The organism is Enterococcus sp. DIV1420a (assembly GCF_051712165.1).
Classification (GTDB): domain Bacteria; phylum Bacillota; class Bacilli; order Lactobacillales; family Enterococcaceae; genus Enterococcus; species Enterococcus faecalis.
In genome coordinates, this window is the sequence record NZ_JBIOOI010000001.1 from 758,025 (window position 1) to 780,380 (window position 22,356).

Annotated in this window: 19 protein-coding genes; 15 read left to right on the top strand and 4 right to left on the bottom strand. The window is 38.5% G+C overall.

Features of this window, described 5'->3' with window-relative positions; all coding sequences use genetic code 11:
* Positions 1–23: 23 nt before the first annotated feature.
* The 9 genes from IGI80_RS03785 to IGI80_RS03825 all read left to right on the top strand — a co-directional run bounded on the left by IGI80_RS03785 (position 24) and on the right by IGI80_RS03825 (position 12,899).
* The gene (locus tag IGI80_RS03785; protein ID WP_002383497.1) at positions 24–326 is read left to right on the top strand and encodes a Veg family protein; all 303 of its coding nucleotides are present in this window, start codon (positions 24–26) and stop codon (positions 324–326) included.
* A gap of 180 nt (positions 327–506) precedes the next feature.
* On the top strand, positions 507–1,358 hold the full coding sequence (gene ispE / locus IGI80_RS03790; protein ID WP_002356061.1) for a 4-(cytidine 5'-diphospho)-2-C-methyl-D-erythritol kinase: 852 nt from the start codon (positions 507–509) through the stop codon (positions 1,356–1,358).
* A gap of 166 nt (positions 1,359–1,524) precedes the next feature.
* Positions 1,525–2,478, top strand: coding sequence for a metal ABC transporter substrate-binding protein (locus tag IGI80_RS03795; protein ID WP_002379847.1), 954 nt, complete (start codon positions 1,525–1,527; stop codon positions 2,476–2,478).
* Between the two features lie 25 nt (positions 2,479–2,503).
* Entirely contained in the window at positions 2,504–3,196 is a 693-nt protein-coding gene (locus IGI80_RS03800; protein ID WP_002356064.1) for a metal ABC transporter ATP-binding protein, read from the top strand.
* Between the two features lie 161 nt (positions 3,197–3,357).
* Entirely contained in the window at positions 3,358–4,197 is an 840-nt protein-coding gene (locus tag IGI80_RS03805) for a metal ABC transporter permease (protein WP_002383493.1), read from the top strand.
* Between the two features lie 143 nt (positions 4,198–4,340).
* Positions 4,341–5,162: a pur operon repressor gene (gene purR / locus IGI80_RS03810; RefSeq protein ID WP_002381336.1), complete on the top strand. Its 822-nt coding sequence runs from the start codon at positions 4,341–4,343 to the stop codon at positions 5,160–5,162.
* Positions 5,163–5,363: 201 nt separating this feature from the next.
* The gene (glmU, locus tag IGI80_RS03815; RefSeq protein WP_438722694.1) at positions 5,364–6,749 is read left to right on the top strand and encodes a bifunctional UDP-N-acetylglucosamine diphosphorylase/glucosamine-1-phosphate N-acetyltransferase GlmU; all 1,386 of its coding nucleotides are present in this window, start codon (positions 5,364–5,366) and stop codon (positions 6,747–6,749) included.
* Positions 6,750–7,142: 393 nt separating this feature from the next.
* Positions 7,143–11,084 (top strand): 5'-nucleotidase C-terminal domain-containing protein, encoded by a 3,942-nt coding sequence (locus IGI80_RS03820; RefSeq protein ID WP_438722696.1) that lies wholly within the window; start codon positions 7,143–7,145, stop codon positions 11,082–11,084.
* Between the two features lie 135 nt (positions 11,085–11,219).
* On the top strand, positions 11,220–12,899 hold the full coding sequence (locus IGI80_RS03825) for a peptide ABC transporter substrate-binding protein (protein ID WP_002356069.1): 1,680 nt from the start codon (positions 11,220–11,222) through the stop codon (positions 12,897–12,899).
* A 46-nt stretch (positions 12,900–12,945) separates the two neighbouring features.
* On the opposite strand, the gene IGI80_RS03830 is transcribed toward IGI80_RS03825, so the two are convergent.
* Together IGI80_RS03830 and IGI80_RS03835 are read right to left on the bottom strand one after the other, a co-directional pair.
* The gene (locus IGI80_RS03830; RefSeq protein WP_002356070.1) at positions 12,946–13,170 is read right to left on the bottom strand and encodes a DUF896 domain-containing protein; all 225 of its coding nucleotides are present in this window, start codon (positions 13,168–13,170) and stop codon (positions 12,946–12,948) included.
* 14 nt (positions 13,171–13,184) lie between these two features.
* Positions 13,185–14,171: an LLM class flavin-dependent oxidoreductase gene (locus tag IGI80_RS03835; RefSeq protein ID WP_002356071.1), complete on the bottom strand. Its 987-nt coding sequence runs from the start codon at positions 14,169–14,171 to the stop codon at positions 13,185–13,187.
* A 218-nt stretch (positions 14,172–14,389) separates the two neighbouring features.
* Between IGI80_RS03835 and ruvA the strand changes: the two genes are divergently transcribed.
* Both ruvA and ruvB read left to right on the top strand, forming a co-directional pair.
* A complete protein-coding gene (gene ruvA, locus IGI80_RS03840) occupies positions 14,390–15,004 on the top strand; it encodes a Holliday junction branch migration protein RuvA (RefSeq protein ID WP_002359241.1) in 615 nt (204 codons plus the stop codon).
* Positions 15,005–15,016: 12 nt separating this feature from the next.
* Positions 15,017–16,033: a Holliday junction branch migration DNA helicase RuvB gene (ruvB, locus tag IGI80_RS03845; protein ID WP_002381340.1), complete on the top strand. Its 1,017-nt coding sequence runs from the start codon at positions 15,017–15,019 to the stop codon at positions 16,031–16,033.
* 123 nt (positions 16,034–16,156) lie between these two features.
* Here the strand turns inward: ruvB and IGI80_RS03850 are convergent, their stop codons facing one another.
* Positions 16,157–16,594: a hypothetical protein gene (locus IGI80_RS03850; protein WP_438722698.1), complete on the bottom strand. Its 438-nt coding sequence runs from the start codon at positions 16,592–16,594 to the stop codon at positions 16,157–16,159.
* Between the two features lie 212 nt (positions 16,595–16,806).
* Here IGI80_RS03850 and IGI80_RS03855 point away from each other — a divergent pair, with 212 nt between their 5' ends.
* The 4 genes from IGI80_RS03855 (at position 16,807) to IGI80_RS03870 (ending at position 21,485) form a co-directional block, all read left to right on the top strand.
* Complete coding sequence (locus tag IGI80_RS03855; protein WP_002370615.1) at positions 16,807–17,505, top strand: N-acetylmannosamine-6-phosphate 2-epimerase; 699 nt, start codon at positions 16,807–16,809, stop codon at positions 17,503–17,505.
* A 177-nt stretch (positions 17,506–17,682) separates the two neighbouring features.
* Positions 17,683–20,022 carry an alpha-glucosidase gene (ygjK, locus tag IGI80_RS03860; RefSeq protein ID WP_002408165.1) on the top strand — a complete coding sequence of 780 codons (2,340 nt, stop codon included), beginning with the start codon at positions 17,683–17,685 and terminating at the stop codon, positions 20,020–20,022.
* 546 nt (positions 20,023–20,568) lie between these two features.
* A complete protein-coding gene (locus tag IGI80_RS03865) occupies positions 20,569–20,823 on the top strand; it encodes a helix-turn-helix domain-containing protein (RefSeq protein WP_002387458.1) in 255 nt (84 codons plus the stop codon).
* Entirely contained in the window at positions 20,814–21,485 is a 672-nt protein-coding gene (locus IGI80_RS03870; protein WP_002413974.1) for a hypothetical protein, read from the top strand. The genes IGI80_RS03865 and IGI80_RS03870 overlap by 10 nt, the downstream gene beginning before the upstream one ends.
* A gap of 42 nt (positions 21,486–21,527) precedes the next feature.
* Here the strand turns inward: IGI80_RS03870 and IGI80_RS03875 are convergent, their stop codons facing one another.
* Entirely contained in the window at positions 21,528–22,181 is a 654-nt protein-coding gene (locus IGI80_RS03875; RefSeq protein ID WP_002356081.1) for a Crp/Fnr family transcriptional regulator, read from the bottom strand.
* Positions 22,182–22,356: the final 175 nt, after the last annotated feature.

Here is a 22,356-nt window from a genome sequence, read left to right on the forward strand (position 1 = left end):
GTAGTTGCAAACAGACTTCTAGTATGATAAACTTGAAATTTTTTAAAAAAAGTGATATAATGTTTCTCGAGGTGAATGCAATGCCAACAACGTTATCGTCAATTAAGAAAGATTTGGAAGGCCGTATCGGCAGTGAAATTATGTTAGTTGCTCAGACTGGAAGAAAGCGCCAAACAGAACGTAAAGGAATCTTAACGGAGACTTATCCATCTGTTTTTGTTGTTGACTTGGATCCAGACGAGAACTCATTTGAACGTGTATCTTATAGCTATTCAGATGTTTTAACACGCACCGTTGAAATCGAATTCATCGGTCAAGCCGTATAATTTAGAAAGTCCGCTTAGGAGTGAAGGAAGAGCCCTTCGTTCCTAAGCTCTTTTTAATTTCAGCCATCTGTCGTCAGAGAAAGAGCAATCTTCGGTGTACTTCTTCATGGACATATGATAGAATCTAAAAGATTAAAATGTTGGTAGACAAAAGATTAAGGAAGGTGAATCAGGGAACCGATGGAAATAATCGAACGAGCTCCTGCGAAAATTAATCTTGGGTTAGATGTTCTGCATAAACGTGTGGATGGCTATCATGAAGTTGAATCTATTTTTGCAAGTGTAGATTTAGCCGATCATTTAACTTTTGAAAATCTAGAAGAAGACATCATTCGTATTGAAACGGACAGCTCTTTTTTACCCGTGGATCGACGGAATCATGTCTATCAAGCAGTTGACTTATTAAAGCGTACCTATAATATTCATAAAGGAATTAAAATATATATTGAAAAACGTATCCCCGTGGCAGCTGGTTTAGCAGGGGGTAGCAGTGACTGTGCCGCAGCATTACGAGGCTTGAACAAGCTGTGGAATCTGGGGTTGACGATGGACGAACTCTGTGAAATTGGCAGCCAAATTGGTATGGATGTTCCTTATTGTTTAAGGGGCGGAACAGCCTTTGCAAACGGACGTGGGGAGAAAATTGAAGCATTACCGACCATGCCTCAATGTTGGATTGTGTTAGTTAAACCAAGAATTAGTGTATCTACTAGTACCGTTTTTAATGATTTAGCGGTAGATGAATTGCACCATCCAGATATTGCTGGACTAAGAATAGCTATTGAAAATGGTGATTATACTGGGATGACCCAAACGGTTGGCAATGCGTTGGAAAGTGTCACGATTGCCAGACATCCAATCGTGCAACAAATCAAGGATCGCATGCTGAAGTACGGCGCTGATGCAGCGTTGATGAGCGGCAGTGGACCGACAGTCTTTGCTTTATGTGAAAAGAAAACACGAGCACAACGGATTTATAATGGACTTAAAGGCTTTTGTGAAGAAGTTTATTTGGTTCGGACATTGAAATAAATAAAAACAACAGAGCGTGGAGCAAAAACCCAAAGTGATTTTTGTCCCACGCTCTGTTGTTTTTTTAAATTTATTCCTTGACGTCCCGTGATCCATTTGGTACATTATTCCTGGCAAATCGTAAATATTACGGTTTATAATAGGTAAATCGAAAAGAGGACAGAACATGACGAAAATCTACCGCCGTTTGATAATCGGCGTTACTTTAGCAATCAGTGCTTTTCTTTTAGCTAGCTGTGGGCAAACCACACAATCGCCAAAAGAGAAGAAAGAGCTCACGGTAATGACTACTTTTTATCCGATGTACGATTTCGCAAAACAAGTCGTTGGTGATGAGGGAGAGGTTGAGCTGTTGATTCCAGCTGGAACGGAACCACACGATTATGAACCAAGCGCAAAAGACTTAGCGAAAATTACTGATGCGGATGTCTTTGTTTATAATAGTAAAGAGCTAGAAACTTGGGTTCCGAATGTTATTGAAAACTTGGACACGAAAAAAGTTTCAATCGTGGAAGCCAGTCAATCCATTCAATTGATGCAAGGAACAGAAGAGGAAGAATCTGGCGAAGAAGGTCATGAAGGCCATAACCATTCTCACGAACTGGATCCGCATGTCTGGTTAGATCCCGTGTTAGCGCAAAAAGAAGTGATAGCGATTCGGGATGCGCTTATCAAAAAATATCCTGAGAAAAAAGCCGTATTTGAAAAAAATACCGCTGCTTATTTGGAAAAATTGACTGCGCTAGATAAGGAATACCAAGCTGCATTTGCAGGCGCTAAAAATCGGACCTTTGTGACGCAACATGCTGCATTTGGCTATTTGGCGAAACAATATGGCTTGACCCAAGAACCGATTGCTGGGATTTCTCCAGACCAAGAACCTTCGCCAAGTCGTTTAGCCGAATTAAAAAAATATATTAAAACAAACAATGTTTCTGTGATCTATTTTGAAGCATCGGCTTCTACAAAAGTAGCCAAAACATTGGCAGACGAGACAGGCGTCGAATTAGCCGTATTGAATCCTTTAGAGAGTTTAACTCAAAAAGAACAAGAAGCAGGCGAGAACTACGTGTCTGTCATGAAAGAAAACCTCGCTGCTTTACAAAAAAGCATTCATTAATCTGGCAACAGAAAGGAGCCAACTTATGCATTATATTGAAGTCGAAAATTTAACCTTCTATTATGATGATGAACCTGTTTTAGAAGATGTTTCTTATTATGTTGATCCAGGGGAATTCGTTATTTTAACAGGAGAAAATGGCGCTGCCAAGTCAACGCTGATCAAAAGTACCTTAGGGTTATTAAAACCAACAAGTGGCAAAATTACGGTCGCTAAAAAAAATAGTGCTGGTGAAAAAATCAGCATTGGCTACATTCCACAACAAGTCGCTTCTTTCAATGCGGGCTTTCCTAGCACCGTCATTGAATTAGTACGTTCAGGTCGTTTTCCCAGAAATCGTTGGTTCAAACCGTTGACGAAAAAAGATCATCTTCATGTGGAAAAAGCTTTGAAATCAGTGGACATGTGGGAAATGCGCCACAAACGAATTGGCGAGCTTTCTGGCGGGCAAAAGCAACGAATTAGTTTAGCACGAGTGTTTGCGACTGATCCAGATTTGTTTATTTTAGATGAGCCAACAACAGGTATGGATGAACAATCGCGAAACGAATTTTATCAATTGTTGCAACACAGTGCGCATGAACATGGAAAAGCTATTTTGATGATTACGCATGATCATGAAGATATCAAAACCTATGTGGATCGTCAAATTCGTCTTGTCCGCAAAGAAGATTCGAAATGGCGTTGCTTCCATATGAGTGAAGAATCGTATACGTAAATTTTCCAATAAAACGTTATCTGGCTCGATAATAACGAAAGCCAAGGAACGGCTTAAAGAAATGTTGGAAAAATTTAAAAAATAAGCAGGAATTAAAAAATTAATTCGCTTAAACGTCGCTACAATGGTAGTGTTCATTTTAGCGGTAAGGAGTGAATCGTATGGCAGAAATGCTTTCTTATGCATTTATGCAAAAGGCCTTTTTAGCAGCACTGTTTATCTCAGTGATTGCCCCAATGCTCGGCGTCTTTCTAGTTATTCGCCGACAATCTTTAATGGCAGATACCCTTTCACATGTGTCATTAGCCGGTGTGGCACTAGGCTTCTTTTTTAATTGGAATCCTAATTTAATGACCTTAATTGTCGTGATTGTGGCTGCAATCATTCTAGAATATTTACGAATGATTTATAGCACCTATTCAGAAATTTCGATTGCTATTTTAATGTCAGGCGGTTTGGCTTTGGCGTTAGTTTTAATGAATTTAACAGGAGGCAATTCAGCTGCTAGTATTCAATCGTATTTATTTGGTTCCATCGTCACGATTACGTGGGATCAAGTGGTTATGTTGGCAATTTTATTCGTAGTTTTAGTTCTATTGTTTATGTTATTTAAACGCCCAATGTATGTTTTAACATTTGATGAAGATACTGCTCATGTTGATGGGCTACCTATTCATTGGATGTCGATGCTTTTTAATGTAATTACTGGTGTGGCGATTGCTGTGATGATTCCGATCGCGGGAGCCTTGTTAATTTCAGCAATTATGGTCTTACCAGCTGCGATAGGTATGCGAATTGGTAAAGGCTTCAACACGGTGATCATCATCAGTGTGTTTATGGGCTTGATTGGCATGCTAACAGGGTTGACTAGCTCGTATTATTTGGAAACACCACCGAGTGCAAGCATTACCCTAATTTTTATTGGTTTATTCTTATTAGTCAATATTTATCGCCGAGTGGTTGTTATGGTCCAACGAAAACAAAAAATGCAAAGAAACTAAGGAGAAAAACGAAAGTTTTTCTCCTTTATTTCTTTTTTTTAAAAGAAATGGCGAACTATTTTCAGTTATTTGAAAAAAATCCTCGAATTTTTCGGTTAAACCCCTTATAATAAGGAACGATAGAATGAAAAGGAGTGACGAATTTGAAAATTCGGAGAAGTGAACGATTAATCGATATGACCCAATATCTTTTAGATCATCCCCATACATTGGTTTCTTTGACATATTTTGCTGACCGATACCAATCTGCCAAGTCTTCCATTAGTGAAGATTTAGCAATTGTTAAAAAAACATTTAAAGAACGTGGAACAGGTATTTTAGAAACGATTCCAGGCGCTGCAGGCGGTGTCCGCTTTATCCCTGAAATTCCTTATGAGGAAGCGGAGCAGTTGATTATGGATTTGTGTGATCGTTTGTCAGAACAAGATCGCTTATTACCTGGGGGTTATGTTTATCTTTCAGATTTACTTGGGGAACCGAATTTATTAAGACAAGTGGGCCGGATTATTGCTTCTAAATATTTAGGCAAACAAATTGATGCGGTAATGACCGTTGCGACCAAAGGAGTACCAATTGCGCAAGCTGTGTCTTATTACTTAAATGTTCCGTTTGTGATTGTTCGTCGCGATTCTAAGATTACTGAAGGTTCAACGGTGAGCGTGAACTATGTATCAGGGTCTTCAGAACGTATCGAAAAAATGGAACTTTCAAAACGCAGCTTAAAACGCGGATCAAAAGTTTTAGTCGTGGATGACTTCATGAAAGGCGGCGGCACCGTCAATGGTATGAAGAGTATGATTGAAGAATTTGAAGCAGAACTTGTGGGCATTACCGTTTTTGCTGAGTCAAAATTCAATGGCCGTCGTGCAATCGATGACTACACTTCGCTATTATATGTGGAAGATGTGGATACACAAACAAAAACGATTAGCGTAGTCCCAGGAAACTATTTCACAGAGAAATAATTTGAAAAAGAAACTGAAAATGGTCCATTCCATTTTCAGGTTCTTTTTTTCTGTTTTATTCCTTTAAAAAAAGATGAGAAAATAAATTGGTCTACCTTTTAAATGCCTTATTTTGTTGAAAAAGACAAAAGAGTAAGATAAACTAGAAAAGGTATAATGAGGACGATTTAGAAGAAAATCAAACAATTTAGTTAATTTGAGGTGGCAAACGTGGAAAATAGATACGCAATTATTTTAGCAGCTGGTAAAGGAACACGCATGAAATCTAAACTTTATAAAGTATTGCATCCAGTTGCTGGTAAACCAATGGTCGAACATATTTTAGATCAAGTAGAACAAACAGAACCAACAGAAATCGTGACGATCGTTGGACACGGGGCGGAAATGATTAAAAGCCATTTAGGCGAACGTAGTCAATATGCCTTACAAGCTGAACAATTGGGAACTGGGCATGCAGTCATGCAAGCACAAGAGTTATTAGGTGGCAAACAAGGAACAACATTAGTTATTACAGGGGATACGCCGTTATTAACTGCGGAAACCTTGAAAAATTTATTCGATTACCATCAAGGTAAGAATGCAAGTGCGACTATTTTAACAGCGCATGCGGAAGACCCAACAGGCTATGGTCGAATTATTCGTGATCATGTGGGCATTGTTGAACGAATCGTGGAACAAAAAGATGCCAGTGAAGAAGAAGCACGTGTTCAAGAAATTAATACAGGAACCTTCTGTTTTGATAATGAATCATTGTTTGAAGCGTTAGCGAAAACAGATACAAACAATACACAAGGGGAATACTATTTAACAGATATCATTGAAATTTTGAAAAAAGAAGGCAAAGCTGTCGCTGCTTACCAAATGGCAGACTTTGACGAAGCAATGGGTGTAAATGATCGTGTTGCTTTATCCACTGCTAATAAAATTATGCATCGTCGTTTAAATGAGATGCATATGCGAAATGGTGTTACATTTATTGATCCAGATACAATATATATTGATGAAGGCGTGGTAATTGGTTCAGACACAGTCATTGAAGCGGGAGTCACTATCAAAGGAAAAACAGTGATTGGCGAAGATTGCTTGATTGGCGCACATTCAGAAATCGTTGATAGTCATATCGGCAATCAAGTGGTTGTTAAACAGTCTGTGATTGAAGAAAGTGTGGTTCGCGAGGGGGCCGATGTGGGTCCGTATGCACATTTACGTCCTAAAGCAGATGTGGGGGCAAACGTACACATTGGTAACTTCGTGGAAGTAAAAAATGCAACAATCGATGAAGGAACAAAAGTGGGCCATTTAACATACGTTGGTGATGCAACATTAGGCAAAGATATTAATGTCGGTTGCGGCGTTGTTTTTGTTAATTATGATGGCAAAAATAAACACCAAACAGTCGTGGGTGATCACGCGTTTATTGGCTCTGCAACGAACATTGTTGCGCCAGTCACGATTGGTGATCATGCGGTGACTGCTGCTGGTTCAACCATCACAGAAGATGTCCCTTCAGAAGATTTGGCGATTGCCCGGGCACGTCAAGTGAATAAAGAAGGCTATGCTAAAAAGTTACCTTACATGAAGGATTAACCTCAAATAAAAAAGACTAGACCAATTGCTGCTAATATTTGTTTAGAGACATTCAAGGACTAGACCAATGCTGTTTATTCGGTATTTTTAGTTATTTTTTTCAAAAAAATAGTTTTTGTTCTGCTTTTCCAATATAAAAAGACTTTCTTTTTTATAAAGTTCGTGTTTTGGTCAAAATTACTATTTTTTTCACAAACAAATCCGCTGTATTGTCCAAAAATAAAAACAATTTACAGGAAAAACATCTTATTTTAACGGAATTTACTGTTTTTTATTTAACGGATATATTATGATAGGAAAAGAAGAGCAGCGTGATGGGGGAAGGCTCTTTTTGTTGTTTGTTACTTTGACAATTGTTTGTTGCAAATGGGTTGAAACACAAGGAGGAAATTTGTGAAAAAGTTGAGCTTTAAAAAAGTGAAGTGGGGCATGCATTTTTTAATGGCTGTTGCGTTGATAGCGCCAAGCGTTACTAGTACGGCATATGCAGTAGAAACAACGAGTCAACAAAGTTCAGAAGCAGTAACAAGTACCACCGATTCAAGTAGAAAACAAGAACCAGTCATTACACAGGAAACAACAGACATCAAACAAGAAGCACCAAATCAGGCTACGAGTGACAGTGTCAAGCAGTCACAAGAAACCACAGCACCAACAGAGACGACGAATTTAGAAACGTCAACCGCTGAAAAAGAAGAAACGAGCACGCCGCAAAAAATAACAATTTTAGGTACGTCAGATGTTCATGGTCAATTATGGAATTGGTCTTATGAAGATGATAAAGAACTACCAGTTGGTTTGTCCCAAGTAAGTACAGTCGTCAACCAAGTCCGGGCACAAAACCCAGCAGGCACCGTTTTAATTGATAATGGCGACAATATTCAAGGCACTATTTTAACAGATGACTTGTATAATAAAGCGCCTTTAGTGAATGAAAAGACCCATCCAATGATCACCGCCATGAATGTGATGAAGTATGATGCAATGGTTTTGGGAAATCATGAGTTTAATTTTGGTTTACCGTTAATCAAAAAAATTCAACAAGAAGCCACTTTTCCAATCTTGTCTGCGAATACCTACAATAAGGAAGATGGTCTTCGTTTTGTTGAAGGGACTACCACGAAGGAACTTGATTTTAATCAAGATGGGCAGCCAGATTTAAAAGTTGGGATTATCGGCTTAACAATTCCGCACATTCCTTTGTGGGATGGCCCTCGTGTTACTTCGCTTAATTTTTTACCTTTGAAAGAAGAAGCAGAAAAAGCAGTTACTGAGTTGAAAGCTAACGATCAGGCTGACATTATTGTTGCCTCGATTCATGCGGGACAACAAAATAGTGATCCGGCTGCCAGCGCCGACCAAGTAATTGAAAATGTCGCGGGGATTGATGCGTATATTCTGGGTCATGACCACCTTTCTTTTACCAAGCAAGGAGCAGCGCCGAATGGAAAAACTGTACCGGTAGGGGGACCGAAAGATACGGGGACAGAAGTTGTTAAGATTGATCTTTCAGTTGCTAAAAATGCCGATAAGTGGGAAGTGCAAGAAGGTACAGCAACGATTGTACCAACAACGAATGTTCCAGCAGATGAAGCAGTTAAGGCAGCGACAAAAGAATACCATGAAAAAACGCGAGCGTTTATTCAGGAGGAGATCGGCACAGCAACAGCTGATTTTTTACCAAAACAAGAAATTAAAGGAATTCCCGAAGCACAATTACAACCAACAGCGATGATTTCTTTAATTAATAACGTTCAAAAAGAAGTAACAGGTGCACAATTAAGTGCGGCAGCGTTGTTTAAATACGACAGTAAATTACCTGCGGGGAAGATTTCCTATGCCACGATTTTTGATATCTACAAATACCCGAATACCTTAGTGAGTGTTCCCATTAACGGTGAAAACTTACTGAAGTATTTAGAAAAACAAGGGGCGTACTATAACCAAACACAGCCAGATGATTTGACCGTTAGTTTTAATCCAAACATTCGTGTATATAACTATGACATGATTTCTGGAGTGGACTACAAGATTGACATTTCAAAACCAGTGGGTGAACGAATTGTAGATGCGAAAATTGACGGCCAACCGTTGGATCCTGCCAAAGAATATACGATTGCTATGAATAATTATCGTTACGGCGGTTTAGCTAGCCAAGGGATTCAAGTAGGAGAACCTATTAAAAATTCTGATCCAGAAACCTTACGAGGAATGATTGTTGATTATATTAAGAAAAAAGGAACGCTTGATCCAGAACAAGAAATCGAACGAAATTGGTCAATTATTGGGACAAATTTTGATGAAAAATGGCGTGCCAAAGCAATCGAATTAGTGAATGACGGCACTCTTCAAATTCCGACTTCTCCTGATGGACGTACACCAAACGCCGCCGCTATTACGAAACAAGATGTCCGTAATGCGGGTTTTGATTTAGATAATGCATATACCATTATGCACACAAATGACGTTCATGGACGATTAGAAGCAGGGAAAGGCGAATTGGGTATGGCGCGTCTAAAAACCTTTAAAGACCAAGAAAACCCAACCTTGATGGTGGATGCAGGGGATGTTTTCCAAGGATTACCAATCTCCAATTTCTCCAAAGGCGCGGATATGGCCAAAGCAATGAATGAAGTTGGTTATGATGCCATGGCGGTGGGAAATCACGAGTTTGATTTTGGTTTAGAGATTGCACTAGGTTATAAAGACCAACTGAATTTTCCGATTTTATCTAGTAATACGTATTACAAAGATGGCAGTGGACGGGTTTTTGATCCGTATACAATCGTAGAAAAAGCCGGGAAAAAGTTTGCCATTGTAGGTGTGACGACCCCAGAAACAGCAACGAAAACACACCCGAAAAACGTGGAGAAGGTGACATTTAAAGACCCGATTCCAGAAGTAGAAGCAGTGATTAATGAAATTAAAGAGAAGTACGCGGATATTCAAGCTTTCGTAGTTACTGGGCATTTAGGCGTAGATGAAACGACGCCGCATATCTGGCGTGGTGATACGCTAGCAGAAACCCTTAGTCAAACATATCCTGAGTTAGATATTAATGTGATTGATGGACATTCGCATACAGCCGTCGAAAGCGGCAAACGTTATGGCAAAGTGATCTATACTCAAACAGGTAATTATTTAAATAATGTTGGGATCGTCACAGCACCAGAGAGTGAACCAACTAAGAAAACAGCAAAATTGATTTCAGCAGCAGAGTTGCTAGAATTGCCAGAAAACCCGGCAGTTAAAGCCATCGTTGATGAAGCACGAACGAATTTTAACGCTGAAAATGAAAAAGTAATTGTCGATTATATTCCATTCACATTGGATGGACAACGAGAAAATGTGCGCACACGAGAGACCAACTTAGGGAATTTGATTGGTGATGCGATTATGTCATATGGCCAAGACGCGTTTAGTCAACCTGCTGATTTTGCAGTAACTAATGGTGGCGGCATTCGCGCTGATATTAAACAAGGGCCAATTAAAGTTGGGGATGTCATTGCTGTGTTACCTTTTGGCAATAGCATTGCGCAAATTCAAGTAACCGGCGCTCAAGTTAAAGAAATGTTTGAAATGTCTGTTCGTTCGATTCCACAAAAAGATGAGAATGGCACAATTTTACTAGATGATGCTGGCCAACCAAAACTTGGCGCAAATGGTGGTTTCCTACATGTTTCAAGCTCCATTCGTATCCACTATGATTCCACAAAACCAGGTACTCGCTTGGCTAGTGACGAAGGCAATGAAACAGGACAAACGATTGTCGGTAGTCGCGTATTAGGAATAGAAATTAAAAATCGGCAAACACAAAAGTTTGAACCATTGGATGAGAAGAAACAATACCGGATGGCTACCAATGATTTCTTAGCTGCTGGTGGTGATGGTTACGATATGCTAGGTGGTGAACGAGAAGAAGGGATTTCACTAGATGCTGTCTTAATTGAATACTTAAAAAGTGCAACCAGCTTGCGGTTGTATCGTGCAGCAACGACGATTGATTTAGCACAATATAAAGAACCATTCCCAGGCGAACGAATTGTTTCTATTTCGGAAGAAGCTTACAAAGAGTTAATCGGTGGAGGAGAGACGCCAAAACCAGATCCAAAACCAGACCCGAAACCAACACCAGAAACACCAGTAGCAACCAATAAACAAAACCAAGCGGGAGCAAGACAGAGCAATCCATCCGTAACAGAGAAGAAAAAGTATGGCGGCTTTTTACCTAAAACGGGTACAGAAACAGAAACGCTTGCATTATATGGTTTACTGTTCGTTGGACTTTCTTCTTCTGGCTGGTATATTTATAAACGACGTAACAAAGCTAGTTAGTCATTTTTTAAGAACCGTCCTTCGGGATTGGTTCTTTTTTTATTTTAATGCTTGCCATTTGTTTTTAATTTTAGTATTATAAGAATATTCTAAAAATTAAAAAATGAAGAGTTTTTTCTGTGAAGGGAGAAAGGCATGAAAAGTAAACGTATAAAAGGACTTATCGGGTTAAGTTTAACAACGCTGTTAGTTTTAGCTGCTTGTGGTGGTGATGGGGGAGCTGGCGCCGAAAAAGCAAAGGGCGGATCAGAGAAAACTGCCGCTAAACAAGAATTTAAAGTAGTAGTTCAACAAGAAATGCCTTCTGCAGATTTATCTTTAGGAACAGATACAATTAGTTTTACGGCACTGAATAATGCGTATGAAGGAATTTATCGTTTAGATGATAAAAGCAAGCCGCAACCAGCAGGGGCTAAAGAAAAAGTGCAAGTCAGTGATGATGGTCTGACGTACACAGTGAAACTAAGAGAAGAAGCAAAATGGTCCAATGGTGATCCTGTCACAGCTGCCGATTATGTTTTTAGTTGGCAACGTACAGCAGATCCTCAGACTGGCGCTGAGTATGCTTATTTTCTAGAAATGATTGAAAACGGCGCAGATATTGTAGCTGGTAAGAAACCAGTTTCTGAATTAGGCATTAAAGCAAACGGGGATTATGAGCTAGAAATTAAACTGGCAAAACCAACACCATATTTTGATTATTTACTGGCCTTTCCACTATTTTTCCCGCAACATCAAGCAACCGTAGAGAAATATGGCAAAGATTACGCTGCTTCCAGTGAAAAAGCAGTCTATAATGGTCCGTTTGTCTTAGCTAACTTTGAAGGGGCTGGCTCAGATACCAATTGGACTTTGGAAAAAAATGAAAACTATTGGGATAAAGACAATGTCAAATTAGATAAAATCAATTTTGATGTCGTCAAGGAGGCACCAACTGCCTTGAACTTATTCCAAGATGGTCAAGCAGACGATGTTATTTTAAGTGGCGAATTGGCCCAGCAAATGGCGAAGGATCCAGAATTGGTTATCGAAAAAGAAGCACGAACCAGCTATTTGGAATTTAATCAGCGAGATAAAAATTCACCGTATAATAATGTGAATTTACGCAAAGCAATTTCAGCAGCGATTGATCGCAACGCATTAGTAGATAAAATTTTAGGCGACGGCTCAGTAGTCGCTACCGGCTTAATTCCAGAAGGGATGTCGTATTCGCCGACAGATGACACAGATTTTGCTGATGAAAATAAAAAAATTGTTGAATATAGCCCAGAAAAAGCAAAAGAATATTGGGCAAAAGCGAAGAAAGAATTGGGCATAACAACACTCAAAATGGATATTGTTGCCGATGATGTCGATTCTACGAAAAAGTTAGCGGAATATATTCAAGGTACGTTAAAGGATACTTTAGAGGGCATTGATGTAACAGTGAGCCCAGTGCCGTTTTCAGTTCGAATTGATCGAGGTAGTCGCGGCGATTTTGAGACAATCTTAGGTGGTTGGGCTGCGGATTACGCAGATCCCAGTAGTTTCTTAGATCTTTTTGTTACTGGTAATAACTATAATCGCGGGCGTTTTTCAAGTAAAGCCTACGATGAGTTGATTGAGGCTTCAGCTACAAGAGATGCTTCAGATCCTGAAAAACGTTGGGAAGACATGGTTAAGGCTGAGAAGTTATTGATTGGTGAAGAGACCGCTTTAGCACCACTTTATCAAAAGGCGACTGCCCATCTACGCAGTAAAGAAGTGAAAGGCGTCGTTGCCCATGGTGCTGGCGCACAATATGATTATAAGTGGACATATGTGACAGAAGAGTAGTTAAAAAGAGACACAGAATAGTCAAATCGACTGTTCTGTGTCTCTTTTAATCAAAATATTTCTGCTGTTCTTCTTTTAATTTTTCTGGGGTTACATCTTCACCAGTAGGATCATAAATAGTGACGCCCATTAATGTTTTATTGAATTGTTCACGAATGGTCCGCAAATATTCTTGTCGCAAATCGACACGAAGAGCTTGTTCTTCAGATGTTAAACCTTGTTCACGCTCTTTTTGTGCAAGCGTATTAATTCTTTTTAAAACCTCTAACATTTCTCATTTCCTTTCTATAATAATTCTTTTGCTAGGCGTTCAAACGATTGAAAGCGCGTTTGTTTGTCATAACCTGGGGTGATTAGCATTGCTTCTGTCAACCCTAGTTCTTCTTGTTGGTGGAAAAACTCCGCAACTTCTTGGCTACTGCCAATGACAAAGCGTTGTTTATTTTGTTCTAAAACCAGTTTGTCCATTTCACTGTAAGGGAAAGCTAGGGCTTCTTCTGGCGATAAAAATTTATTTGGAAGCCCATGTTCGGTGGCAAAGATATAATGCTCGAAACTAGCCGCATGGTATTCTGCTTCTTCTTTCGTGTCGGCGGCAAAAGTGAAATACGCAGCGCTCACTTGCGGCTCTTGTTGTTCAGTTACTGGTCGGAAATGCTTGTAATATGCGGACAATACTTCTTTGGGCAAATGTCCATGAATAAACTGCGCAAAGGAAAAATTAATGCCATATTCACCAGCTGAACGTGCGCTTTCTTTGCTAGCACCTAGTAACCAGGGTTGTGGTAATAGAACTTCCCGCGGAACAGCTGAAATTTTAGAATATAAATGATCTTCAGGAAATTCCTCTCTTAAAAAGAGTAAAATTTCAGGTAATTTATCAAATTGGTCTAGCTGTGGTGGCTGACCATTATTTAACGCTAACGTAGTCAAAGGGCTGCCGCCAGGCGAGCGGCCCATGCCTAAATCGATTCGATCAGGATATAAAGCTGCTAATGTTTTAAACGTTTCTGCGACTTTAAATGGCGCATAATGCATGGTCATGATGCCACCCGCGCCAACACGAATTTTTTCGGTGGCACTAGCAATATGTGCAACTAAAATTTCTGGCGTTGCACTGGCAAAGGCGTCTGAGCCGTGATGTTCGGCATACCAAATTCTTGTGTAACCAAGTTTTTCCGCTAATTGAGCGAGCTCTTTGGCTTCTTGTAATGTGTCGCTTGCTGATTGATTTTTAGGAACCGTTAATTGATCTAAGATACTTAATTTCATGTATGTAGTCTCCTTCTTGGTTATTTTTTTGAAGCTACCGCTATTATCACGCAAGCATGTCAAAAAAAACAGTACGCACTTTTTAATTCCCTAGTGAGCGAAAAGTAACAAATAGATGTAGCCAAGATCGATGATAAAAAATTCTCCGCTATGGCTTTTTGATGCTTTGTGTTAAAATGGAACATATGTACGCAATCAGCAATTGGAAAGGTGACAACATGTACGAATATATTATTGGAAAAGTAACGTTTGTTAGCCCATACTATATTGTCGTTGAAACAAATGGCATTGGCTATCAGATTTCAGTCGATAACCCGTATCGCTATTCAGGAAAAATGGATACGGATATTAAACTATATCTTCACCAAGTCGTGCGGGAAGATGCACAACTTTTATTTGGTTTTGGCAGTTTAGAAGAAAAACAATTGTTCTTAAAATTAATCAGTGTCTCTGGAATTGGACCTAAAAGTGGCTTAGCTATCATGGCTTCTGTGGCTGATCATGGTGGTTTAATCAATGCAATTGAAGGGGAAGATGTTACATATTTAACGAAGTTCCCAGGTGTTGGCAAGAAAACAGCCCAACAAATGATTTTAGATTTAAAAGGAAAATTAGGCGAATTAGAGTCTTCCGAAGCAGCGGTTGCGGCCATGACCGCAACCGAAGCGGTGACAACAAGCAATCAAGCATTGGCAGAAGCGTTAGAAGCATTAAGTGCCCTAGGCTACAGTGACCGAGAGATTAAGCGTATCACTAAGCAATTGGAAGCGTTAGGTGAGACAACGACAGATGTTTATTTGAGCAATGCGTTAAAATTCATGATGAAACGCTAAGGAGGAATAACGATGACAGAAGAAGAACGGTTGCTTTCAGCTGCAAGTCAAGAAGCAGAAGCTTCAATTGAAAAATCGTTACGTCCACAATTTTTAGCACAATATATTGGTCAAGATAAAGTAAAACAAGAACTAACGATTTATATTGAAGCGGCGAAAAATCGGAATGAAGCGTTGGATCATACCCTTCTTTATGGTCCGCCAGGTTTAGGGAAAACGACAATGGCGATGGTCATCGCCAATGAAATGAATGTGAACATTCGTACCACAAGTGGACCAGCCATCGAACGGGCGGGAGATTTAGTCGCTATTTTGAACGAATTAGAGCCTGGTGATGTGTTATTTATCGATGAAATTCATCGTTTGCCGCGAGTTGTGGAAGAAATGCTGTATTCCGCAATGGAAGATTTTTACATTGATATCATGGTCGGTCAAGGAACCACGGCACATCCCGTTCATTTTCCGTTACCGCCTTTTACTTTAGTGGGCGCTACCACACGGGCAGGGATGCTTTCAGCGCCATTACGAGATCGTTTTGGGATTATTTCTCACATGGAGTATTATCAAGAGCAGGATTTAAAAGAAATCGTTCTCCGTTCCGCGGATATTTTTCAAACGGAGATTTTTGAGGAAGGTGCCTTTGAAATTGCGCGCCGCTCAAGAGGAACCCCCCGAATTGCTAATCGTTTGTTAAAACGTGTCCGTGATTTTGCCCAAGTCCAATCAGATGGCAAAATCGACCGAGCGATTGCAGACAAAGCGTTAACCTTACTGCAAGTGGACCATCAAGGCTTGGACTATGTCGATCAAAAATTGTTGAAAACAATGATTGATTTATACGGCGGCGGTCCAGTTGGTTTAAGTACCTTGTCTGTAAATATCGGTGAAGAAACCGAAACGGTGGAAGATATGTATGAACCCTATCTTATTCAAAAAGGTTTCATTAAACGAACACCGCGAGGACGAATTGCAACGCCATTTGCGTATGCACATTTTGGGTATGATTATTTAGAGGGTCGTAAAAATTAAAGGGTTAAATAAGAGAGAAGGGCCTTCAACAGGATAGAGTATGTTGAAGGTCTTATTTTTCATTTTTTCAAAGTTTATGTAACGGAATAAATATTCTTTTTTTGATAGACCACTATAAGTATATTAACGAATAATTTTTAAAAGTTTCATCTCTTGATAATATAAATCTTTGTAAGATAAATCAGACAGTTTGCGAGTAACTGTTTTTGATACCGGTTTGTTTTCAAAACCATTTAAAGCGGACAAAATATATAACTTAGTTGTGCAGGTATTTTTAAAATGATTTCGGATGTAGCCAAGAAGAGCGACTGCTGAGGGTGTTTCAATATTTTGATTATCTGACGGTAGAGAACACATAGAGCAAACCTGATAATTCAATGTTTTTAAATAGTTGCTGTATGAAAATTTACCTGGTGGATCACCTTCAAAATCATTTATAAAAAAGAAGAACTCTTTATTTAATAGATTGCCAGTGGGCTTGCTCAGTCCGTTTAAAGTTATACTGCCTGTAGATAAAGGTTGTTCGCTAGCTAAGTAGATGTATTCTGTCAATTTTATCACCTCTTTCTTATCGATATGAATTATCGTATCATGATATAATCAAATCCGCTATATTTTAAGGTGAAATGCTAAATGGAAACAAAAGAAAGCAAGCCTTAACCGCTTGCTTTCTTTTGTTTCACGTGAAACGTTTGTTCTTATTTAGAAGAGTGGCATATTTCAGCTGTTGTAGGTATACTGTGTTTGTAATCGCTTTTAAATTGGAGGGATCAATGTTGAATAAAGAAATCAAAGGGGCATTAATTGTTTCTTGCCAAGCGTTGGCAGACGAACCGTTGCATAGTTCCTTTATCATGTCCAAGATGGCTTTGGCCGCTAAACAAGGAGGAGCTAAAGGTATTCGAGCAAATTCTGTGGTAGACATTCGAGCAATCCGGAAAGAGGTTGATTTACCAATCATTGGGATTATTAAACGAGATTATCCTGATGCAGAAGTATATATTACTGCAACTATGCGTGAGGTAGATGAATTAATGGCTGTTCAGCCAGAAATTATCGCTCTCGATGCAACCCATTCAAAACGACCAAATGGCGAAACGTTAGCCACATTTTTCAAAAGAATAAAAGAAAAGTATCCTAACCAAGAATGGATGGCAGATTGTTCCACGCTGGAAGAGATGATTGAAGCGGCGGAGTTAGGTTTTGATTATATTGGCACAACGTTAGTCGGCTATACGCCGCAAAGTGAAAATCAGCGGATTGAACAAAATGATTTTGAACTGTTAAGAGAAGCAAAGAAGCATTTTACTACACCAATTATTGCAGAAGGAATGATTGATACGCCAGCAAAAGTCCAACGTGTTCTGGAGCTAGGTGCTTATAGCGTGGTGGTGGGATCTGTTATTACACGACCGCAAAAAATTACTGAAAAATTTGTGGAAGCTACGAAAATAAAACAGAATCAAGCATAAACTAAATACACTATCGATACACTCGTTATTTTTTGATCAATACACTTCGATACGGTCGCTTTTTTTCTAGAGAAAGTTGAATCTTTCAATAATAAAAAGGGATACACTCCATTTGGCATAGTCCTTGCTGATAATAAATCAGTGTATAAAGCGCTATCATTTTATAGGAGGGGTTTTATGAAGGGTTTATCAAAAAAGAAACGGGTGTCTACTTGGTTAGCGTTAGGAATCACCGTAGTCAGCTGTTTTGCGTTAAGCGGGGAAGTGCAAGCAAGTGTTGAAAGAACAAAAGTTGATGAATTTGCAAATGTTTTAGATGTGAGTGCATCACCAACCGAACGGACGAATGGCGTATACGATACCAATTATTTTAATAATTTTTCTGATTTAGGTGCATGGCATGGCTACTATTTACCTGAAAAAAGCAATAAAGAGCTACTGGGTGGTTTTGCGGGGCCATTGATTATTGCGGAAGAATATCCAGTAAACTTGGCGGCAAGTTTAAACAAATTAACGGTCAAAAATAAAAAAACGGGAGAAACCTATGATTTAAGCCAAAGCAACCGCATGGACCTGTCTTATTATCCTGGGCGCCTAGAGCAAACCTATGAATTAGACGATCTAACGATTCATTTAGCTTTAATTTTTGTCAGCAATCGAACGGCGCTTATCCAAACGACACTTGAAAACACTGGTGAAGAGCCCTTGTCACTTGAAGCAAGCTGGACAGGTGCGGTCTTTGACAAAATTCAAGAGGGAACGGAAACCTTAGATATTGGCACTCGTTTAACTGCTAAAGACAATGACATTCAAGTGAATTTTGGCGAAGTCAGAGAAACGTGGAATTATTTTGCTACGAAAGACACAAAATATACGATTCATCATGCGGATAAAGTTTCAACAAAAATTGATAATCGGAATTATACAGCGACCGCTGAACCAATTGAATTGAAGCCTAAACAAACGTACAACACCTATACGACAGAAAGCTATACTTTTACAAAAGAAGAAGAGGCAAAGGAACAACAACAAGCACCCGAATATACCAAAAATGCGGCGCGCTATTTCAAAGAGAACAAGCAAAGATGGCAAGGATATCTAGATAAAACGTTTGATCAAAAGAAAACAGCAGAATTTCCTGAATATCAAAATGCGCTAGTCAAATCGATTGAAACGATTAATACCAATTGGCGAAGTGCGGCAGGTGCCTTTAAGCATGACGGGATTGTTCCGTCCATGTCTTATAAATGGTTTATTGGTATGTGGGCTTGGGATTCGTGGAAAGCGGATGTAGCAACGGCTGATTTTAATCCTGAGTTAGCTAAAAATAATATGCGGGCCTTGTTTGATTATCAAATTCAAAAAGATGATACCGTACGTCCACAAGATGCAGGAGCGATCATTGATGCTGTCTTTTACAATCAAGACAGTGCGCGTGGTGGTGAAGGTGGCAACTGGAATGAACGAAATTCTAAACCACCATTGGCTGCATGGGCAGTTTGGCATATTTATCAAGAAACAAAAGATAAGGAATTTTTAAAAGAAATGTATCCCAAACTTGTGGCTTATCATAATTGGTGGTATACCAACAGAGACCACAATAAAAATGGGATAGCAGAATATGGAAGCATGGTCAGTGATGCTCACTGGCAAAAAGACGACAAGGATCAAATCATTAAAGATAAAAATGGCCAACCTAAAGTGGACGATGATGCTGTTATTGAAGCAGCCGCATGGGAAAGTGGCATGGATAACGCTACACGGTTTGACAAAGAAGGTGTGGGCAAAGGCGATGATGGAGTTAAAGTTTTTGAAAACAAAAATAAAGGAAAAGTAGTGGGGTATTCGATTAATCAAGAATCAGTGGATTTGAATGCGTATCTCTACGCTGAAAAGGGCTATTTAGCTTCGATAGCAGAAGAACTAGGCAAAAAAGAGGACTATAAGAACTATCAAAAAGAAGCGAAGAAACTAAAAAAATATATTCAAGAAAATATGTTTGATGAAAAAACGGGCTTCTTCTATGACTTACAAATAAATGAAGACGGCTCGAAAACAAAATTGTTAGTCAATCGTGGCAAAGGAACAGAAGGCTGGTTGCCGCTTTGGGCAAAAGTAGCGACCAAAGAACAGGCGGCGGCAGTTAAGAAAAACATGATGAATCAAGAAATGTTCAATACCTTTATGCCATTCCCAACGGCATCCAAAGACAATGAAAAATTTGCTGCAACGAAATATTGGCGGGGACCAGTTTGGCTTGATCAAGCCTTGTTTGGTGTAGAAGCTCTTCAAAACTATGACTATACAAAAGAAGCAAAAGAAATGACACAAAAACTCTTCTTACATGCCGAAGGATTGATGGGAGAAGGACCTATTCATGAAAATTATGATCCACTGACAGGGAAGGGCCTAAGTACGAAAAACTTTAGTTGGTCAGCAGCAGCGTACTATTTATTGTATAAAAACACCTTATTAAGTAATAACCCCACAACGCAAACCGCTTTTGAAATAAAATAGAAAAACAGCTCTTGAGAAAATATCTCTCAAGAGCTATTTTTTTCTTCACTTGCTACAATCTGTTTCCCTCTGATTTAATTAAATGTAATTTATTTGTTTAAATAAATATATTCCATATAATTAAATAAAACATCTAAAAATAAACGATATGTAATTTTATTAAAAATGTTATTTAATAAAAATGAAATAGATATTCAACGAAATTGATTGTACAATGGTTAATGAAGAGTGGGTTTAACGGAATAGTGTAATAAGGAATAAGCTGATATCAAAACCAAACATATGCAAAACCTCCTTCTCTGTTAGCTATATTGACTTATATTATAGAACATTTCTTTTGGTTTTTTCAAGGGAAGTTAAGTATATAAGTTTTTATGATTATCAAAATATTACAATATTATAATTACGGAAATAATAAAAAAGAATATTTTGAAATATTTATTAATGTTTTCGCTGATTTTGTTTAATTTGTACAGGTATTGTTGGATCTTTAAGTTAATAAAAAAATAATATTTAATATTATTTTTATTATAAAAGGGGGATATTATGGATGTGCTAGGTGCTCTAAAATATTTTAGAAAAAAGAAAAAAATTGCTCAGAAAGATGTTTTGCCAAAAAAGGGGAAACAAACCTATCGAAGAATCGAAATTGGTGAAGCCAAGCTAAGTTACGAGGATTTAATGACGGCGTTACAGTCATTGGGGATTACTTTTAATGAATTTTTTTTATGGTATCTGATACGAGAATCATGGCTTCTTCAGAAGTCAAACATCAAATTGAATGTTGTCAAATGGGGTTGAACAATACAAGTGAAAAAAAGAATCTGATTCATTATTTTTATCAATTAGAGCGCAATCCTCATAAAAATGCGTTGGAAATGTCTATTTACACAGATATTAAATTAACGTTTAGTAATGATTGGGAGGAAATTCCAGAATTTGATGAAACCGATCGAATGGTAATTCTCGCGCTTATCTCTAGCAAAAGCTACTATACATACTACGATTATCAAATGGTGACTAATCCTGCCGCCTTGTTTTCTGAAAATGAAGTCCTTCAGATTCTTGAGCAGATGTTTCCTGTCAAAGATGCTGAATTACGTGATACCCAAACACTAAATGTTGCCTATGGTTTTTACCTAAATATCATTACTGGGGAACTTTATAAGAAAAATTATGCGAAAGCCCGGGAATATTTAGCGCTAGTGAGTGTTACCACGATTCCTGCTGAAATCTACTATATTCATTTTAACTTACGTTACTTAAAAAACCTTACGTATTATCTGTACACTGGCAAAATGAGATATTATAAAGAAGTAATCGCCGTTATTGATATGATTGAAAGCTTTGGCGATGTACGTTTGGCGGAAGGCATGAAAAAAGAAATGCTTCAGCTGACGGCTGGTCGGACATTTAATTTAGAAAAAGGTCAGTTTCCATTGAATATTGTCACTGAAAAATAAAAAGCACCCCCCGCAAGGTCAAACTTGCGGGGGGTGCTGATGTTAAACAATAATGTTATCTCTAATCATATCTAAATCTTTAATCAAAATTTTGCGGTTACGTAGTTCAATTGCCCCTAACTCTTTTAGTTGCTGCATCATCCGGTTAACGCTACTAGCAGAAGTTATCCCACAAAAATGCGCAATTTCTTCATTGGTCACCACGAAATCAATTAAAATACCTTCCTCTGTTTCTACGCCAAATGAATCGTACATTTCATAGATTTGTGTACAAACGGCCCCAAATTTGCCATTCATCAACATTTGCTGCATCTTTTTCATGGAATGCATTAAACGGTCCCGATAGTATTCTTTGACATACATTTGCAAGTCTTTACTATTATTGATATCCCGCCAAAATTGAACACGGTCGATTTGGTAAAGTTCTGCTTGTGGAGATTCGATGCGAATATTAAAAGGTGCATCAATAAATTCTGAATATTCATCACGTAGCAATGAAACAATTTCCAAATTGTTGATATAACGTAAATTAAATTCACGACCGTCTTTGGAAATAACGCTAGTTTTGATGATGCCACTTTTTAAAATATAGGCATAACGATCTTGCAGTCCTTCATAAGTTAAATAATTTTTCTTCTTTTTTACAACGACTCGAAAGGAATGTTCATCTAAGTAGTCTTGTAAAACATTTCTCATTGGCGGTAACTCCTCAATTATCTCTAAATATTTTTGTTTTTGCCTGTTGGGCTTCTTTCTTATTTAAGCGAATTGGACATCATATGTCAATAACAAATGTTGATAAAAAAGGTCAATTAAACGCTATTTTGAAAAATAAAATCAGCTTTTAGATAATTTTGCCAAAAATTTCGCT